The organism is Oceanibaculum nanhaiense (assembly GCF_002148795.1).
Classification (GTDB): Bacteria; Pseudomonadota; Alphaproteobacteria; order Oceanibaculales; family Oceanibaculaceae; genus Oceanibaculum; species Oceanibaculum nanhaiense.
The window spans coordinates 24457-39696 of the sequence record NZ_MPOB01000011.1 but is presented as its reverse complement, the minus strand read 5'-3'; the positions used below and the strand labels follow the sequence as shown (position 1 = coordinate 39696).

Sequence of the window (15240 nt, the reverse complement as noted above, 5' to 3'; positions counted from 1 at the left end):
AAACCCGATGAGCGTATCCAGCGCCGTACTCTTCGGCCTTTCCGGTCTTGAGCTGAGCGCCACAGAGCGCGCCTTCTTCCGCGACTGTGATCCGGCAGGCTTCATCCTGTTCCAGCGCAATTGCGGCGATCCGGAACAGCTGAAGCGGCTGACCGGCGATCTGCGCGACTGCCTCGGGCGCGGCGACATCCCGATCCTGATCGACCAGGAAGGCGGGCGGGTGCAGCGCATGAAGCCGCCGCACTGGCGCCAGACACCGCCGGCCGGCGCCTTCGCCGATCTCTACCGGCGCGACGAGGAAGCGGCGATGGAAGGGGCCTATCTGAATGCCCGCCTCATCGCTGCGGAACTGGCCGACCACGGTATCAATGTCGATTGCGCGCCGGTCATGGATATCCTGCGCCCGGAAACCCACGGCATCATCGGCGACCGCGCCTATGGCGAAACGCTGGAGGCAGTGGCGGCCCTCGGCCTGATGGTCGCGAACGGCCTGCTGGCCGGCGGCGTGCGCCCGGTCATCAAGCATGTGCCGGGGCATGGCCGCGCCACGGTGGACAGCCATCTGGAACTGCCTGTCGTCGCGTCTTCCGTCGCGGAGATGGAGCAGAGCGATTTCGGTGCCTTCTCGGCGCTGGTGGACGCGCCCTTCGCGATGACCGCGCATGTCGTCTATACCGCCATTGACCGCGCGCGCCCGGCCACCATTTCTCCTGTTGTGATTGAACAGATCATCCGCAAGACCATTGGCTATCAGGGCTGCCTCATGTCCGATGATATCGGCATGAAGGCGCTGGGCGGCAGCTATGCCGACCGCACGACAGCCTGCCTGGATGCCGGCTGCGACCTTGTCCTGCATTGCAGCGGCAACATGGCCGAGATGGAGGAGGTCGCCGGTGCCATCCGGCCGCTGACACCGGCCGCCGCGCGTCGGCTGGGACGGGCCATGCGCCTTCCTCCCGAACAGGCTGGTTTCGACAGGTCGGAGGCGCTGGCGCGGCTGGACGCGCTGCTGGCGCGATGATGGACGCGCCCTTGGAGTATCTGGGGCAAATTCTCCTCGTCGCCTCGGTGTGGGTGCTGCCGGTGCTGATCGCCATTACCTTCCATGAGGCGGCGCACGGTTACGTCGCCTGGCGTCTGGGCGACCCGACCGCGAAGTCGCTGGGCCGTGTCACCTTCAACCCGCTGAAGCATGTCGATCCAGTTGGCACCATCCTGCTGCCGGGCCTGCTGCTGCTGTTGCGCGCGCCCTTCCTGTTCGGCTATGCGAAGCCGGTGCCGGTCAATTTCAGCCGGCTGGGCAATCCGCGCCGCGACATGGTGTTCGTGGCCGCCGCCGGGCCGGGGGCAAACATCATTCTGGCCTTTCTGGCGGCGCTGATGCTGCATCTCGTGCCTGTCCTGCCGGAAACTGTGGCATATTGGACAGCGGAAAACCTGCAGAATGCGATCTGGCTGAATCTGGTGCTGGCCGTCTTCAACATGCTGCCGATCCCGCCGCTCGATGGTGGCCGCGTTGCCGTCGGTATCCTGCCCTACGAGCTGGCGATCAGGCTGGCCCGGCTTGAGCGCGCCGGGCTGGCGATGGTGATTGGCCTGCTGTTCCTGATTCCCTTCGGCCTGGCGCAGTTCGGCATCAATTTCCCGATCACCGAATGGTTGATCCTGGCGCCGGTCGAATATCTGGCGCATGGAATCCTGTCCCTGAGCGGCGTGATCTGACCATGGCCGGCCCGCGCGACGATTTCGAGGAGGATGTGCCGGTGGCGATGCCGGCGCAGCTGATTCTCGACCTGGAGGGCTTCGAAGGACCGATCGACCTGCTGCTGACCCTGGCGCGCGACCAGAAGGTCGATCTCGCCCGCATCTCCATCCTGAAGCTGGCCGACCAGTATCTCGCCTTCATCCAGCAGGCGCGCCGGCTGCATCTGGAGATCGCCGCCGATTATCTGGTGATGGCGGCCTGGCTCGCCTTCCTGAAGTCCCGCCTGCTGCTGCCGGCACCGCCCGGCGAACCGGAGCCGAGCGGGGCGGAAATGGCAGAAGCGCTGGCGTTCCAGCTGCGCCGGCTGGAAGCCATGCAGGGAGCCGGCGTGCGGCTGATGGCGCATCCGCAGCTCGGCCAGGATGTCTTCGCGCGCGGTGCTGAGGAGCAGTTTCCCACCGTCATTTCGACGCGCTTCGAGGCATCGCTCTACGATCTGCTAAAGGCTTATGCGGATTTCCGCCGCCGGACCGAGCATAAATCGCTGCGGATCGCGCCGACCCAGCTCTATTCCGTCGAAGACGCGCTGGAACGGCTGCGCATGCTGGTCGGGCGCGTGCCGGACTGGACGATGCTGCAAAACTTCCTGCCGCCGGACCTGCGCGACAGCCTGATCGCGCGTTCGGCCATCGCCGCCACCTTTGTCGCCAGCCTGGAACTGGTGAAACAGGGCGCTGTTGAACTGCGCCAGGGCGAGACCTTCGGGCCGATCTATCTGCGGGCGCGCAGCGGCGTGCAGGAGACACAGGAATGAGCGATACGCCGCTTCTCGTCTCGTCTCGCGAGCGCGCCCAGGCACTGCGCCTGCTGGAGGCGATCCTGTTTGCCTCGCGGGAGCCGGTCGCCGAGGCCACCTTGCAGGAACGGCTGCCGGAAGGAATCGATCTCAAGGGTTTGCTGGCCGATCTAGCGGCGCTTTATGAGAATCGCGGCGTCGTCCTGACCCGTATCGGCGGTAAATGGGCGTTCCGCACCGCCGCCGATCTGGCGCCGATGATGGCGCATGAGCGCACGCAGTTGCGCAAGCTGTCGCGCGCCGCCATGGAGACGATGGCGATCATCGCCTATCACCAGCCGATCACCCGCGCGGAGATCGAGGAAGTGCGCGGCGTCGGCCTGTCGAAAGGCACCCTCGACGTGCTGCTGGAAGCCGGCTGGGTGAAACCCGGCCGCCGGCGCGAATCGCCGGGCCGGCCGCTGACCTGGGTGACAACCGATGTCTTTCTCGATCAGTTCGGCATCGCCGATCTGAAGGAGCTGCCCGGTGTCGAGGAACTGAAGGCGGCGGGCCTGCTGGACAAGCGCCCCAGCCTCGCGACCATTGCGATGCGCGAGGAGGAGGCCGATATGCCAGCAGGAACGGACGAAGACGAGGGCGCGGAGCCCCTCCTGCTCGACGATGAGGAATTCTGACGTGCAAAATGCTGCCCTGGCGCGAACCGCCGACGAGAACGGCGCGGTTGAGCCGGTTCTGAAGGTCGATAATGTCGTGCATCGCTACGGCGCGATTATGGCCGTCGCCGGTGTTAGCCTGTCGATCGCCCCCGGTGAGGTGGTCGCCCTGGTTGGCCCGTCCGGCTGCGGCAAGACAACGATGCTGCGCCTGTGCGCCGGGGTTGAGACCCTGCAGGAAGGATCGATCTCCATCGCCGGCCGTACCGTGGCGCGCACCGGGGCCAGCCTGCCGCCGGAGCATCGCGGCGTCGGTTTCGTGTTTCAGGATTTCGCGCTGTTTCCGCATTTGCGGGTAATCGACAATGTTACATTCGGCCTGGACAGGATGCCGGCCGCGCAACGCCGCCAACGCGCCCTGGCAGTGCTGGAACAGGTTGGCATGGCCGCGCATGCGCAGAAATATCCGCATCAGCTTTCCGGCGGCCAGCAGCAGCGTGTCGCCCTGGCGCGCGCCCTGGCCCCCGAACCCCGTATCGTGCTGCTGGACGAGCCGTTTTCCGGCCTTGATGCGCAGCTGCGCAGCCAGGTCCGCGACGATACGCTGCACGCGCTGAAGCAGAGTGGTGCTGCCACGCTGATGGTCACTCACGATGCCGAGGAAGCGATGTTCATGGCCGACCGCATCGCGGTCATGCGCTCTGGCAGCCTGCTGCAGCTCGGCTCGCCGGTGGACATCTACTATCACCCGGCCAGCGCCTATGTCGCCGGCTTCTTCTCCGACGTGAACCGGATTTCCGGAACGGTACAGGAAGGCCATGTGGCGACGCCGCTCGGCCGGCTGCCGGCGGCCGGCTTTCCCGATGGCGCGGCAGTCGAGATTATCATGCGCCCTGAAGCGCTGAAGGTTGGCGCGGAGGCGGTTTCCGGCGACGGCCAAGGCGTGGCGCGGGTTATGGCCGCGCGGATGCTGGGGCGCGCCAGCCTGCTGCATCTGGAACTCGACACGGAGGAGGTGGAAGGGCCGCCGCTGCATCTGCATTGCCGGGTGCCGGGACTTTTTCTGCCGCAGGAGGGCGAGAAAGTGGCGGTTTCGCTGGACCCTCAGCAGATCTTCGTTTTTCCGGCAGGGCAGGAGTGTTGACCTGGGCCTTTCCGGCATGAGGACGCGTTGCCTGTGGTTTGGCTTCGTGCCATTATCCCGGCACATGTCGGGGCGGTCGCACCAGTTGGAACGATACAAACAGACTGAACACCCCCGGAATACGGGAAGCATCGGAGAATTCGGAACATGAGCATCGGGTTTTGGCAGGTCATCCTCATTCTGGTGATCGTCCTGATCATCTTTGGCGCAGGCAAACTGCCGAAGGTGATGGGCGATGTCGCCAAGGGGGTCAAAAGCTTCAAGTCCGGCATGAAGGACGAGGAAGAGACAACGTCAGAACCGGCGAAGACGCTGGATCAGACACCGTCTCAGACCGCGGACACCGCCAGCGCGCCGTCCACGGCGCCGGACGAGTCGAAGAAGAACGAGCCGGCCAAGAGCTGAGCCAGCCGGCGGCTCCCCTGCTTTTCTGGCCGCAATGGCGTCCCATCAAAGGACGGTAATTCGTAATGTTCGATCTGGGATGGGGCGAGATGGCGGTGATCGCGCTTGTTGCGATCATCATCCTCGGCCCCAAGGAACTCCCCCATGCGTTGAAGACCCTCGGACGCGCCATCCGCAAGGTGCGCGAAGTGTCGCGCGAATTTCAGGGCCATGTCGATGAAATGGTCCGGGAAGCCGAGCTGGACGATGTCCGCAAGCAGCTCGAGGACGTCAAGGGCAAGGGCATAACCAAGGCACTGCAGGAGCAGGTGGACCCGAAGGGCGAATTCGATATCAATATCGCCCCGGACCGGATCGATTCCGGAGAGAGCCCGAAGGCGAAGCCGGCGGAACCGAAAGCCGAAGAAAAGACCAAACCGCTGCCGCCACCCGCCGATGCGCCCCTGCCAACTGCCAGCACTGGCGAACAGCAGGCTGAACCCGTTCCGGCGTCGGACACAGCGAAGTCCGATTCCAAATCCGGCACGTCGTAAGGGGCTTTAAGGAATGGTCTCCGAGAATCCCGACGACAACAAGATGCCGCTGCTCGAACATCTGGTCGAGCTGCGAAACCGGCTGATGTATTCGGTGGGCGCGCTGTTCATCGCCTTCATCGCCTGCTATCTGGTCGCCGAATACATCTACGCCTTCCTCGTCCAGCCGCTGGCCGATGTGCTGGGCAACGATGCCGGGCGGCGGATGATCTACACAAACCTGACCGAGGCGTTCTTCACCTATGTGAAGGTGGCGCTCTGGGCCGCCTTCTTCCTGTCCTTTCCGGTGATCGCCTCGCAACTCTGGATGTTCGTGGCGCCCGGCCTCTACAAGAATGAGAGGCAGGCCTTCCTGCCGTTCCTAGTGGTGACGCCGGTGTTGTTCTTCATGGGTGGCGCGCTGGCCTATTACGTGGTCATGCCGCTGGCCTGGGAATTCTTCCTCGGCTTCGAGACCTCGGGTGCCGAAGGGGCGCTGCCGATCCAGCTGGAAGCCCGCGTCAGCGAGTATCTCGGCCTGGTGATGACGCTGATCTTCGCCTTCGGCCTCGCCTTCGAGCTGCCGGTGCTGCTGACCCTGCTGGGCCGCATCGGCGCCGTTACCTCCGACGGCCTGCGGCAGAAGCGGCGCTATATCATCGTCGTCATGTTCATTGCCGCCGCGCTGCTGACACCGCCTGACCCGATCAGCCAGATCAGCCTCGCCGTGCCGCTGCTCATCCTCTACGAAATCTCGATCTGGTCGGTGCGCATCACCGAGCGCAAGAAGGCCAAGCGCGAGGCGGAAGAGGAAGCCCGGGAAGCCGAGGAAGAAGCTTCCTAGATACCGATAGCCGCGGGCGGTTTCTGGACGGAGTCCGGCGAAGCGGCTATAACCCTTGCCGCCTATCCCGTCACACCGGACCGGACTTTCCATGATCGACCTGAAGCTCATTCGCGACGATGCCGCCGCCTTCGACGCCGCCCTGGCCCGCCGGGGGCTGGCGCCGCTGTCCGCCGAAATTCTGGCGCAGGATGCGCACCGACGGTCGGTGCAGACCGAGTTGCAGAGCCTGCAGGCGCGCCGCAACGAGGCGTCCAAGGAAGTCGGCCAGATCAAGCGCCAGGGCGGCGACGCCGACGCGCTGATGGAAGAGGTCGCCCGGATCAAGGACCGGCTTGCCGCGCTGGAGGCCGAGGACAAGGAACTGGGCGAGGCACTCGATACCATCCTCGCCGGCATCCCGAACCTGCCCGCATCCGACGTGCCAGACGGCGCCGACGAAACGCAGAATGTCGAGGTTCGGCGCTGGGGTAACCCGCGCAACTACGCGTTCCAGCCGAAGGAGCATTTCGAGATCGGCGAGGGGCTCGGGATGATGGATTTCGAGGCCGCCGCCAGGCTGTCTGGCGCGCGCTTCGTCGTGTTGCGCAAACATCTGGCCAGGCTGGAACGGGCGCTCGCCGCCTTCATGCTGGACATCCACACGCTGGAATTCGGCTATGAGGAGACGCAGGTGCCCTACATGGTGCGCGACCATGCACTGTACGGCACCGGGCAATTGCCGAAATTCGGCGAGGATCTGTTCCGCACCACCAATGATTACTGGCTGATCCCGACCGCCGAGGTGCCGCTGACCAATCTGGTCGCCGACTCCATACTCGACGAGAAGGACCTGCCGCGGCGCTTCACCGCCTATTCGCCCTGTTTCCGGTCAGAGGCCGGGGCGGCCGGCAAGGATACGCGCGGCATGATCCGCCAGCACCAGTTCACCAAGGTGGAGATGGTCTCGATTGCCCATCCCGACCGCTCCGAAGACGAGCATGAGCGGATGACGCAAGCCGCCCAGACCGTCCTGGAACGGCTGGAGCTGCCCTACCGCACCGTCGTGCTGTGCACCGGCGATATGGGCTTTGGCGCGCGCAAGACCTACGATATCGAGGTCTGGCTGCCGGGGCAGAACACCTATCGCGAGATTTCCAGCTGCTCGAACTGCGGCGACTTTCAGGCAAGGCGCATGAAGGCACGCTTCCGCCCCGAGGGCGAAAAGAACACCCGCTTCGTGCACACGCTGAACGGTTCCGGCCTTGCGGTCGGCCGCACCATGGTGGCGATCCTGGAGAATTACCAGAATGAGGACGGTTCCGTGACCGTCCCGGAAAAGCTGCGCCCCTATATGGGCGGGCTGGAGGTCATTCAAGCCGATGCTTAAGCTCGATAAGCCGCTGGAGAAATGCCGCATCCTCGTCACCAACGATGACGGTATCAACGCGCCCGGCCTGAAGGTGCTGGAGAAGATCGCCAAGGCCCTGTCCAAGGATGTCTGGGTGGTAGCGCCGGAACAGAACCAGAGCGGTTCTGCCCATTCGCTGACGCTGCGCAGCCCGCTGCGGCTGCGCGAAGTGTCCAAGCGCCGCTACGCCGTGGACGGCACGCCGACCGACTGCGTGCTGCTGGCGGTGAACCAGCTGCTGCAGGATCACCAGCCTGACCTCGTGCTGTCCGGCGTGAACCGCGGCGCCAACATGGCCGAGGATGTGACCTATTCCGGCACCATCGCAGCGGCGATGGAAGGCACGCTGCTGGGCCTGCCCTCGATCGCGCTCAGCCAGGCCATCGCCTTCAAGCATGCGCCGAAATGGTCCACCGCCGAACAGCACGGGCCGGACATCATCCGCAAGGTCCTGGCTATCGGCTGGCCGAAGGGCGTGCTGATCAACCTGAACTTCCCAGACACCGGCGGGCAGGGCGTAAAGGGCATCCGGCTGGCGCGGCAGGCCCAGCGCCAGATCGGCTCCGCCGTGCAGCCGGGTACCGATCCCTATGGCAATCCCTATTACTGGGTCGGCCTCATCAAGAGCGAGGAAGAGGCCAAGACCGGTACCGACCTGGCGGCGGTGCGCGATGGTTATATCGCGATCACGCCGATCCATATGGACATGACGCATGCCGCGACCTTGAAGGCGCTGCAGACGGTGCTGGACTAGCATCGGGAGAGGGGAGCCCGCGTGAGCGCCGAAGACGCCCGCAAGATCAGGCTGATCATGGAGCTGCGCCGCAACGGCGTGGCCGATACACGCGTGTTGTCGGCCATTGAGCGGGTACCGCGCGAATTGTTCGTGCCCAGGACCTTCGACGATCAGGCCTATGACAATACGGCGCTACCCATCGGCTGTGGCCAGACCATCAGCCAGCCGACCGTGGTCGGAATGATGTCCCAGGCGCTCAATCCAGGCGACCGCATGAAAGTGCTGGAGATCGGCACCGGCTCCGGCTACCAGACGGCGATTCTGGCGCAGCTCTGCCGGCGGGTCTATACCATCGAGCGCCATCGCGACCTGCTGCGCGACGCCGAACAGCGCCTCCTCGCACTGGGGTGCAGCAATGTGACGGCAAAGGTTGGGGACGGTACCAAGGGCTGGCCGGAGCAGGCGCCGTTCGACCGTATTCTGGTGACGGCGGCGGCAACCGAAATGCCGGAAGCGCTGATGCAGCAGCTGGCCGTTGGCGGCATCATGGTGCTGCCGCTGGGGCCGCGTCCGGAAAATCAGCATGTGGTGCGCGTCACCCGCACGGAGGACGGTTTCCAGACCGAAACCCTGTGGGCCGTGCGTTTCGTGCCGCTGATTTCCGGCATGCCCGAAGAGACCGGAAAGACGAGGTAGGCCATGTCGTGCTTCCCGCGTTGCCGTAACGCCGGTCGCTTCGTAGAGTGAGGGGCATGAGCCGTCCCTTCCGGTTTCCTGTTCTGCTCCTGCTGCTGGCAGCGCTGACGCTGGCCTCCTGCGCGCGCAGCGGGCCGCCGGCGCCGGTCGTCAACGGCATCACCCCGTCGCGCCTGCCACCCAGCACCTCCGGCCCGTCCGATGGTTTGAGACAAGGCGCGCCGGGCACGGTGACGGTGCAGCGCGGCGATACGCTGTATGGCATTGCCCGCGCCAACGAGGTGCCGTTGCGGGCGATGATCGAGGCAAACCGCCTGCAGCCGCCCTATGTGCTGCGGGTCGGGGATGTGCTGCGCCTGCCCTATGCCCGGTCCCATGTCGTGGCCGGCGGCGACACGCTGTATGGCATCGCCCGGCGCTACAATGTGGATGTCAGCAGCCTTGCCCGCGCCAACAGCCTGTCGGAACCCTTCACGATCCGGCTTGGACAGCGGCTGCTGCTGCCCTCGCAGGTTCAGGAATCGCCGGCTCCAGCCATGGTTGCGAGCGGAACGGTGCCCCTGGCGAATCCGCGCCCGGCCCCATCTGCCGGCCCGACGTCCCCCAGCACGCCATCGCCCGGGGCACCCGCTGCAAGCGGTACAAGCGGCTCAGCTGGACGGGCCGAGTCCGCCCCTGAAACCACGCCATCCACCAGCGCGCCTGGTCAAGAACGAACACAAACGGCGGCCGCGCCACCGCCGGCGACCGGATCGAGCGCCATCCTGAAGTCGCCGCCGGCACGCAGCAGCTCAACCTTCCTGATGCCCGTGAACGGCCGCATCCTCTCCGATTTCGGCCCCCGGGGCGGCGGACTGCACAATGACGGCATCAATATTGCCGCCCCGCGCGGCACGCCGGTGCTGGCCGCCGAGAATGGCGTCGTCGTCTATGCCGGCAGCGAGTTGAAAGGTTTCGGCAATCTGCTGCTGATCAACCATGCCGGCGGCTACATGACCGCCTATGCGCATAATGAGGCGCTGCTGGTCAGGCGGGGCGACGAGGTGCGGCGCGGCCAGGCCATCGCACGCGTCGGGCGGACCGGCAGCGTGGATACGCCACAGCTGCATTTCGAGGTGCGGCGCAATTCCCGCGCCATCGATCCGAAACCCTATCTCCAGCGGGGCGTCGCGGCGCTTTCCCGCTAGTCGAGGCTCTTGCCCAGCCGTCCGGCCAGATCCTGGATGTACTGCCAGGCAACACGGCCCGAACGGCTGCCGCGGCCGACCGACCATTCCACGGCTTCGGCATGCAGCTGCTCAACCGGCACGCCGAGGCCGAACGCCTCATTATAGCCTTCGATCATCGCGAAGTAGGTATCCTGGTCGCAGGCATGGAAACCCAGCCAGAGGCCGAACCGGTCGGACAGCGAGACTTTCTCCTCGACTGCTTCCGACGGGTTGATCGCGGTCGAACGCTCATTCTCGATCATGTCGCGCGCCATCAGATGGCGGCGGTTCGAGGTGGCGTAGAACAGCACATTGTCCGGCCGGCCTTCGATGCCGCCCTCCAGCACCGCTTTCAGTGACTTGTAGGCATTGTCGGCGATGTCGAAGGACAGGTCGTCGCAGAAGATGATGGAACGCCGGCCAGCCTGCTTCAGCAGCTTCAGCAGCTGGGGCAGGGAGGCGATATCCTCGCGGTGGATCTCGACGAGCGCCAGGGAGCCCGGAATTTCCTGGTTGACGGCGGCATGCACCGCCTTCACCAGCGAGCTCTTGCCCATGCCGCGCGCGCCCCATAGCAGCGTGTTGTTGGCCGGCAGCCCCTGGGCGAAACGCCGGGTATTGTCGAGCAGCGTGTCACGCTGCCGCTTCACGCCCTGCAGCAGCCTAAGGTCGACGCGGGCAATTGATGGTACCGGGTCCATGCTGGCGCTTTCCGCATTCCAGACGAAACCATCGGCGGCGGCGATATCGACCGGTTTCACCGCTGGCGGCGCCAGCCGGTCCAGCGCATCGGCAATACGGGTCAGCAAAGGCAGAAGGTCGGGGGTCGTATTCATGTGTCCAGGCACCTACATCAGCGGAGCAGGGAGCCTAGTCGGGCCAGTCCGGCAGGGTCAACGGGCTGTGCCTCATGGCAGGGTCGATTCCGTAAGTGCGGCGTTGTTGCAATCGTCGCCCGTCCGGGTATAGTCCGCCCGATGAATCAACCGCCTGTGGGCGGAAAAACAAGGAGCCGCAAATGCTTATCTCCCCGGCTTACGCCCAGTCCGCAGGCGGCAGCGACTTTATCGTGTCGCTGCTTCCGCTGGTGCTGATTTTTGTCGTCTTCTACTTCCTGCTGATCCGTCCGCAGCAGAAGAAGGTGAAAGCGCACAAGGAAATGCTGTCGAATATCCGTCGCGGCGACCGCGTCGTGACCAATGGCGGCATCATCGGCACCGTCACCCGGGTGAATGACGACAGCGAACTCACCCTGGAGATTGCCGAGGGTGTGCGGGTGCGCTCGCTCCGCTCCATGGTTGCCGATGTGCTGGCCAAGACCGAGCCGGCGCGTGCCAGGGACGACGATGCGGAAGATGAGGACGAGGATGCACCGGCCGAGACCCCGCGCAAGCGCTCGTCCCGCAGCCGCGCGAAGCCTGCGGAGGCCAAGCCGGCCGAGAGCAAGGCCAGCGAAGCCGGCACGGACGCCCCTTAAGGCTGTTTCGAAACTCGGTTTCGCGACCGCCTGACTTTTTTCCCTTCATCGGAGCGTTCCGGCCACAATGCTGCATTTCCCCAAGTGGAAGATCGCACTGGTCCTGGTGATCTGTCTTCTCGGTGCCGTCTATGCGGCGCCGAACCTGATTGACCGGTCGGTTGTCGAAAAGGCGCCCAGCTGGATGAGCTTCCAGCGCATCAATCTGGGCCTCGACCTGCGTGGCGGCTCGCACCTGCTGCTGGAGGTCGATCTCGACACAGTGGTTCGGGAGCGGCTGGAATCGGTCGTCGATCTGGCCCGTACCGAGCTGCGCAAGGAGCGGATCGGCTATACCGATCTTGGCGTTTCCGGGGAAAATGTCGTGTTCCGCCTGCGCGAGCCAGCCGAGGCCGACAAGGCCATGGCGCTGCTGCGCGATGCCGATGGCGACCTGGTGATCGACCAGAGCGACGGCCGCATCGTCGCAAACCTGCGCGAAAGTGCGCTGACGGCGCGCAAGCAGGCGGCCATCGAACAATCCATCGAGATCGTGCGCCGCCGTATCGACGAAACCGGCACGCGGGAGCCGACCATCCAGCGCCAGGGCGAGGACCGTATTCTGGTCCAGCTGCCGGGCGTGGACGATCCGGAGCGCATCAAGGCGCTACTGGGCCAGACCGCCAAGATGGTGTTCCGCCTGGTCGATAGCCGCAATTCGCTGGGCGAGGCGCTGGCCGGCCGGGTGCCGCCGGGCTCTGCGCTGCTGCCCTCCGACGAGGTGGGGGCCGATGGCCGCCCGGCGCAGATGTATCTGGTCGAGCGCCGGGTGATGGTCAGCGGCGACACGCTGGTCGATGCCCAGCCGACCTTCAACAATGGCGAACCGGTGGTTTCCTTCCGCTTCGACTCGGTGGGCGCCAAGCGCTTCGCCGACACCACCGCAGAGAATGTCAACCGGCCCTTCGCCATCGTGCTGGACGACAAGGTCATCAGTGCGCCGGTCATCCGCGAGCCCATCCTGGGCGGCAGCGGTATCATTTCCGGCAGTTTCAGCGCGCAGGAAGCGCAGGATCTGGCGCTGCTGCTGCGCGCGGGCGCGCTGCCGGCGCCGCTAACAGTGCTGGAGGAACGCACGGTCGGTCCCGGCCTCGGTGCCGATTCGATTGCTGCCGGCGAGGCCGCCGCCGTGCTGGGCCTGATACTCGTCATCATCTTCATGGTCTTGGCCTACGGGTTGTTCGGCGTGATCGCCAACATCGCCCTGCTGGTCAATCTGATCCTGATCGTGGCTGCGCTGTCAGTGCTGCAAGCGACCCTGACGCTGCCGGGCATCGCAGGCATCGTGCTAACCATCGGCATGGCGGTCGATGCCAATGTGCTGGTGTTCGAGCGCATGCGCGAAGAGGCCAAGAACGGCCGTCCGCCGGTTTCGGCCATCGATGCCGGTTACAGTCGGGCGATCTCCACCATTGTCGACGCGAATTTGACGACCTTCATTGCGGCGCTGCTGCTGTTTATTTTCGGGTCCGGCCCGATCCGCGGCTTCGCCGTCACCCTGTCGATTGGCCTCGTCACCTCAATGTTTACCGCGATAATGGTGACGCGCCTCATCGTCGTGCTTTGGCTGCGCCGGTCGCGGCCAAAGACGCTGCCGATCTGAGCGGAGACTGACGATGCGTTTCATGCGATTCCTGGCCGGTACGCCGCATGTGCCCTTCCTGCGCTACAAGGGAATGTGTTTCGTGCTCTCCACCCTGCTGATGGTCGGGTCCCTCGGCTCCCTGCTGACCCAGGGGCTGAATTTCGGCATCGATTTCCGTGGTGGCATCCTGATGGAGGTGCGCACGCCGCAGCCCGCCAACCTGTCCGAAATGCGCTCGACGCTCGGCCAGCTCGGGCTGGGCGAGGTGTCTCTGCAGGAGTTCGGCGCCGATACCGACGTTCTGATCCGCATCCAGCAGCAGGATGGCGGTGAGGAAGGCCAGCAGGCTGCCATCGAGGCGGTGCGTGGCGCGCTAGGCGACGAGGTGAATTATCGCCGCGTCGAGTTCGTGGGCCCGAAGGTCGGCGCGGAGCTGATCCGGGACGGTATCCTGGCGGTGCTGATCGCGCTGAGCGCGATCCTGATCTACATCTGGTTCCGTTTCGAATGGCAGTTCGGCATCGGTGGCGTGCTGACGCTGGTGCATGACGTGCTCATCACCATCGGCCTGTTCTCCGTCCTGCAGCTGGAATTCAACCTGTCCACGGTGGCGGCGATCCTGACCATCGCCGGCTATTCGATCAACGACACCGTCGTGGTGTATGACCGCATCCGCGAGAATCTTCGCAAGTACAAGAAGCTCGATATCAGCGCCCTGTGCGATCTCAGCCTGAACGACACGCTGGCACGCACTCTGTTGACCAGTGGCACGACGATTCTGGCCCTGATCGCGCTGTTCGCCTTCGGCGGGCCGGTTGTCCGCGATTTCAGCGGCGCGCTGATCTTCGGCATTCTGATCGGTACCTATTCCTCGATCTTTATCGCCACGCCAGTGCTGACCTACATGAATCTGCGCCGGGACAACGACAAGGCGGAGGATGGCAGCAAGGCGACGACGGCCGGCTGACCACTAAATGGATGTTACACCGCGCATCGCCGAGGGACGCCAGCTCATCGAGAGCTATGGCGAGGGCCGTTTCAAGATCACCGGCACGGTATATGAAGGCTCCGTGCTGGTGTTCCCCGACCGGGTTCTCGACTGGCCGGTCACCGAGTTCCAGGCCATCGACGAGGCCAGCCTGTCGGCCTTCACCGCTGCGGACACACCGCCGGTCGATATCCTGCTGATCGGTTGCGGCCCGCAGATGCGCTTCGTCCCCCCAGCGCTGCGTAACGCACTGCGCACGGCCGGCATCGTGATCGACGCGATGGATACCGGCGCGGCCTGCCGCACCTATAATGTGCTGATGTCCGAGGACCGCCGCGTCGCCGCCGCCCTGATCGCGGTGGAATAAAAACGAAAACGGGGGCCGAAAGGCCCCCGCATCGTCTCTATCTATCTGGCCGGATATTAGGCGGCCAGGTTCTTCTCCGCAAAGTCCCAGTTCACCAGGTGATCCAGGAAGGCGGCCAGGAAGTCCGGCCGGCGGTTCTGGTAATCGAGATAATAGGCGTGCTCCCACACGTCGCAGGTCAGCAGTGCCTTCTTGCCCTTGGTCATCGGCAGCTCGGCGTTCGGGGTCTTCACGACCGCCAGCTTGCCGCCATCTTCGATCAGCCAGGCCCAGCCGCTGCCGAACTGGCCGGCGCCGGCGGCCTTGAACTCCTCGGCGAACTTGTCGTAGGAGCCGAAGGACTCGTCGATCATCTTGGCGATCTTGCCGGTGGGCTTGCCGCCGCCGCCCGGCTTCATCGAATTCCAGAAGAAGGTGTGGTTCCACACCTGCGCGGCATTATTGAAGATACCGGCCTTCGACGCATCGCCGGCGCTGTCGAGGATGATTTCCTCCAGCGACTTCGAGGCGAGCGGGGTGCCGTCGATCATCTTATTCAGGTTCACCACATAGGTGTTGTGGTGCTTGCCGTGATGGAAGCTGAAGGTGTTGGCGGAGATATGCGGCTCCAGGGCGTTCTGCGCGTAGGGCAGGGCCGGAAGTTCGAAGGGCATGATATTCCTCGTTGGCTTGTTCCGTTGCGCGGGAAGACG

The 15240-nt window shown here is 64.7% G+C and carries 18 protein-coding genes; 16 read left to right on the top strand and 2 right to left on the bottom strand.

Translation table 11 applies throughout. The features are described 5' to 3' along the window. Positions 1-7 precede the first annotated feature (7 nt). From nagZ to BKM74_RS15995, 12 genes are all read left to right on the top strand, one after another. Complete coding sequence (nagZ, locus tag BKM74_RS16050) at positions 8-1021, top strand: beta-N-acetylhexosaminidase (RefSeq protein WP_086466719.1); 1014 nt, start codon at positions 8-10, stop codon at positions 1019-1021. Further along, a complete protein-coding gene (locus BKM74_RS16045) occupies positions 1021-1722 on the top strand; it encodes a site-2 protease family protein (protein ID WP_322096695.1) in 702 nt (233 codons plus the stop codon). Before nagZ ends, BKM74_RS16045 begins: the two co-directional genes overlap by 1 nt. Positions 1723-1724: 2 nt before the next feature. Continuing rightward, positions 1725-2519 (top strand): segregation and condensation protein A, encoded by a 795-nt coding sequence (locus BKM74_RS16040; protein WP_086466717.1) that lies wholly within the window; start codon positions 1725-1727, stop codon positions 2517-2519. Further along, a complete protein-coding gene (gene scpB / locus BKM74_RS16035; protein WP_086466716.1) occupies positions 2516-3178 on the top strand; it encodes an SMC-Scp complex subunit ScpB in 663 nt (220 codons plus the stop codon). Before BKM74_RS16040 ends, scpB begins: the two co-directional genes overlap by 4 nt. Before the next feature lies 1 nt (position 3179). Continuing rightward, a complete protein-coding gene (locus BKM74_RS16030) occupies positions 3180-4301 on the top strand; it encodes an ABC transporter ATP-binding protein (RefSeq protein ID WP_245825967.1) in 1122 nt (373 codons plus the stop codon). Between the two features lie 147 nt (positions 4302-4448). Next, on the top strand, positions 4449-4706 hold the full coding sequence (gene tatA, locus BKM74_RS16025; RefSeq protein WP_086466714.1) for a twin-arginine translocase TatA/TatE family subunit: 258 nt from the start codon (positions 4449-4451) through the stop codon (positions 4704-4706). 65 nt (positions 4707-4771) lie between these two features. Beyond that, positions 4772-5239, top strand: a complete 468-nt coding sequence (tatB, locus tag BKM74_RS16020) for a Sec-independent protein translocase protein TatB (protein ID WP_086466713.1) — start codon at positions 4772-4774, stop codon at positions 5237-5239. Positions 5240-5252: 13 nt separating this feature from the next. Continuing rightward, positions 5253-6062 (top strand): twin-arginine translocase subunit TatC, encoded by an 810-nt coding sequence (tatC, locus tag BKM74_RS16015; protein WP_086466712.1) that lies wholly within the window; start codon positions 5253-5255, stop codon positions 6060-6062. Positions 6063-6153: 91 nt separating this feature from the next. Continuing rightward, entirely contained in the window at positions 6154-7431 is a 1278-nt protein-coding gene (gene serS, locus BKM74_RS16010; RefSeq protein WP_086466711.1) for a serine--tRNA ligase, read from the top strand. Next, the gene (gene surE, locus BKM74_RS16005; protein WP_086466710.1) at positions 7424-8206 is read left to right on the top strand and encodes a 5'/3'-nucleotidase SurE; all 783 of its coding nucleotides are present in this window, start codon (positions 7424-7426) and stop codon (positions 8204-8206) included. Before serS ends, surE begins: the two co-directional genes overlap by 8 nt. 57 nt (positions 8207-8263) lie before the next feature. Then, positions 8264-8884: a protein-L-isoaspartate(D-aspartate) O-methyltransferase gene (locus BKM74_RS16000; RefSeq protein ID WP_245825973.1), complete on the top strand. Its 621-nt coding sequence runs from the start codon at positions 8264-8266 to the stop codon at positions 8882-8884. 56 nt (positions 8885-8940) lie between these two features. Then, positions 8941-10071 (top strand): LysM peptidoglycan-binding domain-containing M23 family metallopeptidase, encoded by a 1131-nt coding sequence (locus BKM74_RS15995; RefSeq protein WP_086466708.1) that lies wholly within the window; start codon positions 8941-8943, stop codon positions 10069-10071. Here BKM74_RS15995 and BKM74_RS15990 read toward each other — a convergent pair. Beyond that, positions 10068-10928 (bottom strand): ATP-binding protein, encoded by an 861-nt coding sequence (locus BKM74_RS15990; protein ID WP_086466707.1) that lies wholly within the window; start codon positions 10926-10928, stop codon positions 10068-10070. The two genes, BKM74_RS15995 and BKM74_RS15990, sit on opposite strands and share 4 nt — an antisense overlap. A 182-nt stretch (positions 10929-11110) precedes the next feature. Between BKM74_RS15990 and yajC the strand changes: the two genes are divergently transcribed. From yajC to BKM74_RS15970, 4 genes are all read left to right on the top strand, one after another. Continuing rightward, positions 11111-11569 (top strand): preprotein translocase subunit YajC, encoded by a 459-nt coding sequence (gene yajC / locus BKM74_RS15985; RefSeq protein WP_086466706.1) that lies wholly within the window; start codon positions 11111-11113, stop codon positions 11567-11569. Between the two features lie 67 nt (positions 11570-11636). After that, positions 11637-13211 carry a protein translocase subunit SecD gene (gene secD / locus BKM74_RS15980; protein WP_086466705.1) on the top strand — a complete coding sequence of 525 codons (1575 nt, stop codon included), beginning with the start codon at positions 11637-11639 and terminating at the stop codon, positions 13209-13211. Between the two features lie 13 nt (positions 13212-13224). Next, positions 13225-14160 carry a protein translocase subunit SecF gene (gene secF, locus BKM74_RS15975; RefSeq protein WP_322096693.1) on the top strand — a complete coding sequence of 312 codons (936 nt, stop codon included), beginning with the start codon at positions 13225-13227 and terminating at the stop codon, positions 14158-14160. A 7-nt stretch (positions 14161-14167) separates the two neighbouring features. Then, the gene (locus BKM74_RS15970; RefSeq protein WP_086466704.1) at positions 14168-14548 is read left to right on the top strand and encodes an Mth938-like domain-containing protein; all 381 of its coding nucleotides are present in this window, start codon (positions 14168-14170) and stop codon (positions 14546-14548) included. A 56-nt stretch (positions 14549-14604) separates the two neighbouring features. Here BKM74_RS15970 and BKM74_RS15965 read toward each other — a convergent pair whose 3' ends face one another. After that, positions 14605-15201, bottom strand: coding sequence for a superoxide dismutase (locus tag BKM74_RS15965; protein ID WP_086466703.1), 597 nt, complete (start codon positions 15199-15201; stop codon positions 14605-14607). Between the last annotated feature and the right edge of the window lie 39 nt (positions 15202-15240).

Excerpts from the sequence above, each read along its gene's own strand:
- nagZ (WP_086466719.1), top strand. The coding sequence starts at position 8 with ATGAGCGTATCCAGCGCCGTACTCTTCGGCCTTTCCGGTCTTGAGCTG.
- BKM74_RS16045 (WP_322096695.1), top strand. The coding sequence starts at position 1,021 with ATGGACGCGCCCTTGGAGTATCTGGGGCAAATTCTCCTCGTCGCCTCG.
- BKM74_RS16040 (WP_086466717.1), top strand. The coding sequence starts at position 1,725 with ATGGCCGGCCCGCGCGACGATTTCGAGGAGGATGTGCCGGTGGCGATG.
- scpB (WP_086466716.1), top strand. The coding sequence starts at position 2,516 with ATGAGCGATACGCCGCTTCTCGTCTCGTCTCGCGAGCGCGCCCAGGCA.
- tatA (WP_086466714.1), top strand. The coding sequence starts at position 4,449 with ATGAGCATCGGGTTTTGGCAGGTCATCCTCATTCTGGTGATCGTCCTG.
- tatB (WP_086466713.1), top strand. The coding sequence starts at position 4,772 with ATGTTCGATCTGGGATGGGGCGAGATGGCGGTGATCGCGCTTGTTGCG.
- tatC (WP_086466712.1), top strand. The coding sequence starts at position 5,253 with ATGGTCTCCGAGAATCCCGACGACAACAAGATGCCGCTGCTCGAACAT.
- serS (WP_086466711.1), top strand. The coding sequence starts at position 6,154 with ATGATCGACCTGAAGCTCATTCGCGACGATGCCGCCGCCTTCGACGCC.
- surE (WP_086466710.1), top strand. The coding sequence starts at position 7,424 with ATGCTTAAGCTCGATAAGCCGCTGGAGAAATGCCGCATCCTCGTCACC.
- BKM74_RS16000 (WP_245825973.1), top strand. The coding sequence starts at position 8,264 with ATGGAGCTGCGCCGCAACGGCGTGGCCGATACACGCGTGTTGTCGGCC.
- BKM74_RS15995 (WP_086466708.1), top strand. The coding sequence starts at position 8,941 with ATGAGCCGTCCCTTCCGGTTTCCTGTTCTGCTCCTGCTGCTGGCAGCG.
- BKM74_RS15990 (WP_086466707.1), bottom strand. The coding sequence starts at position 10,928 with ATGAATACGACCCCCGACCTTCTGCCTTTGCTGACCCGTATTGCCGAT.
- yajC (WP_086466706.1), top strand. The coding sequence starts at position 11,111 with ATGCTTATCTCCCCGGCTTACGCCCAGTCCGCAGGCGGCAGCGACTTT.
- secD (WP_086466705.1), top strand. The coding sequence starts at position 11,637 with ATGCTGCATTTCCCCAAGTGGAAGATCGCACTGGTCCTGGTGATCTGT.
- secF (WP_322096693.1), top strand. The coding sequence starts at position 13,225 with ATGCGTTTCATGCGATTCCTGGCCGGTACGCCGCATGTGCCCTTCCTG.
- BKM74_RS15970 (WP_086466704.1), top strand. The coding sequence starts at position 14,168 with ATGGATGTTACACCGCGCATCGCCGAGGGACGCCAGCTCATCGAGAGC.
- BKM74_RS15965 (WP_086466703.1), bottom strand. The coding sequence starts at position 15,201 with ATGCCCTTCGAACTTCCGGCCCTGCCCTACGCGCAGAACGCCCTGGAG.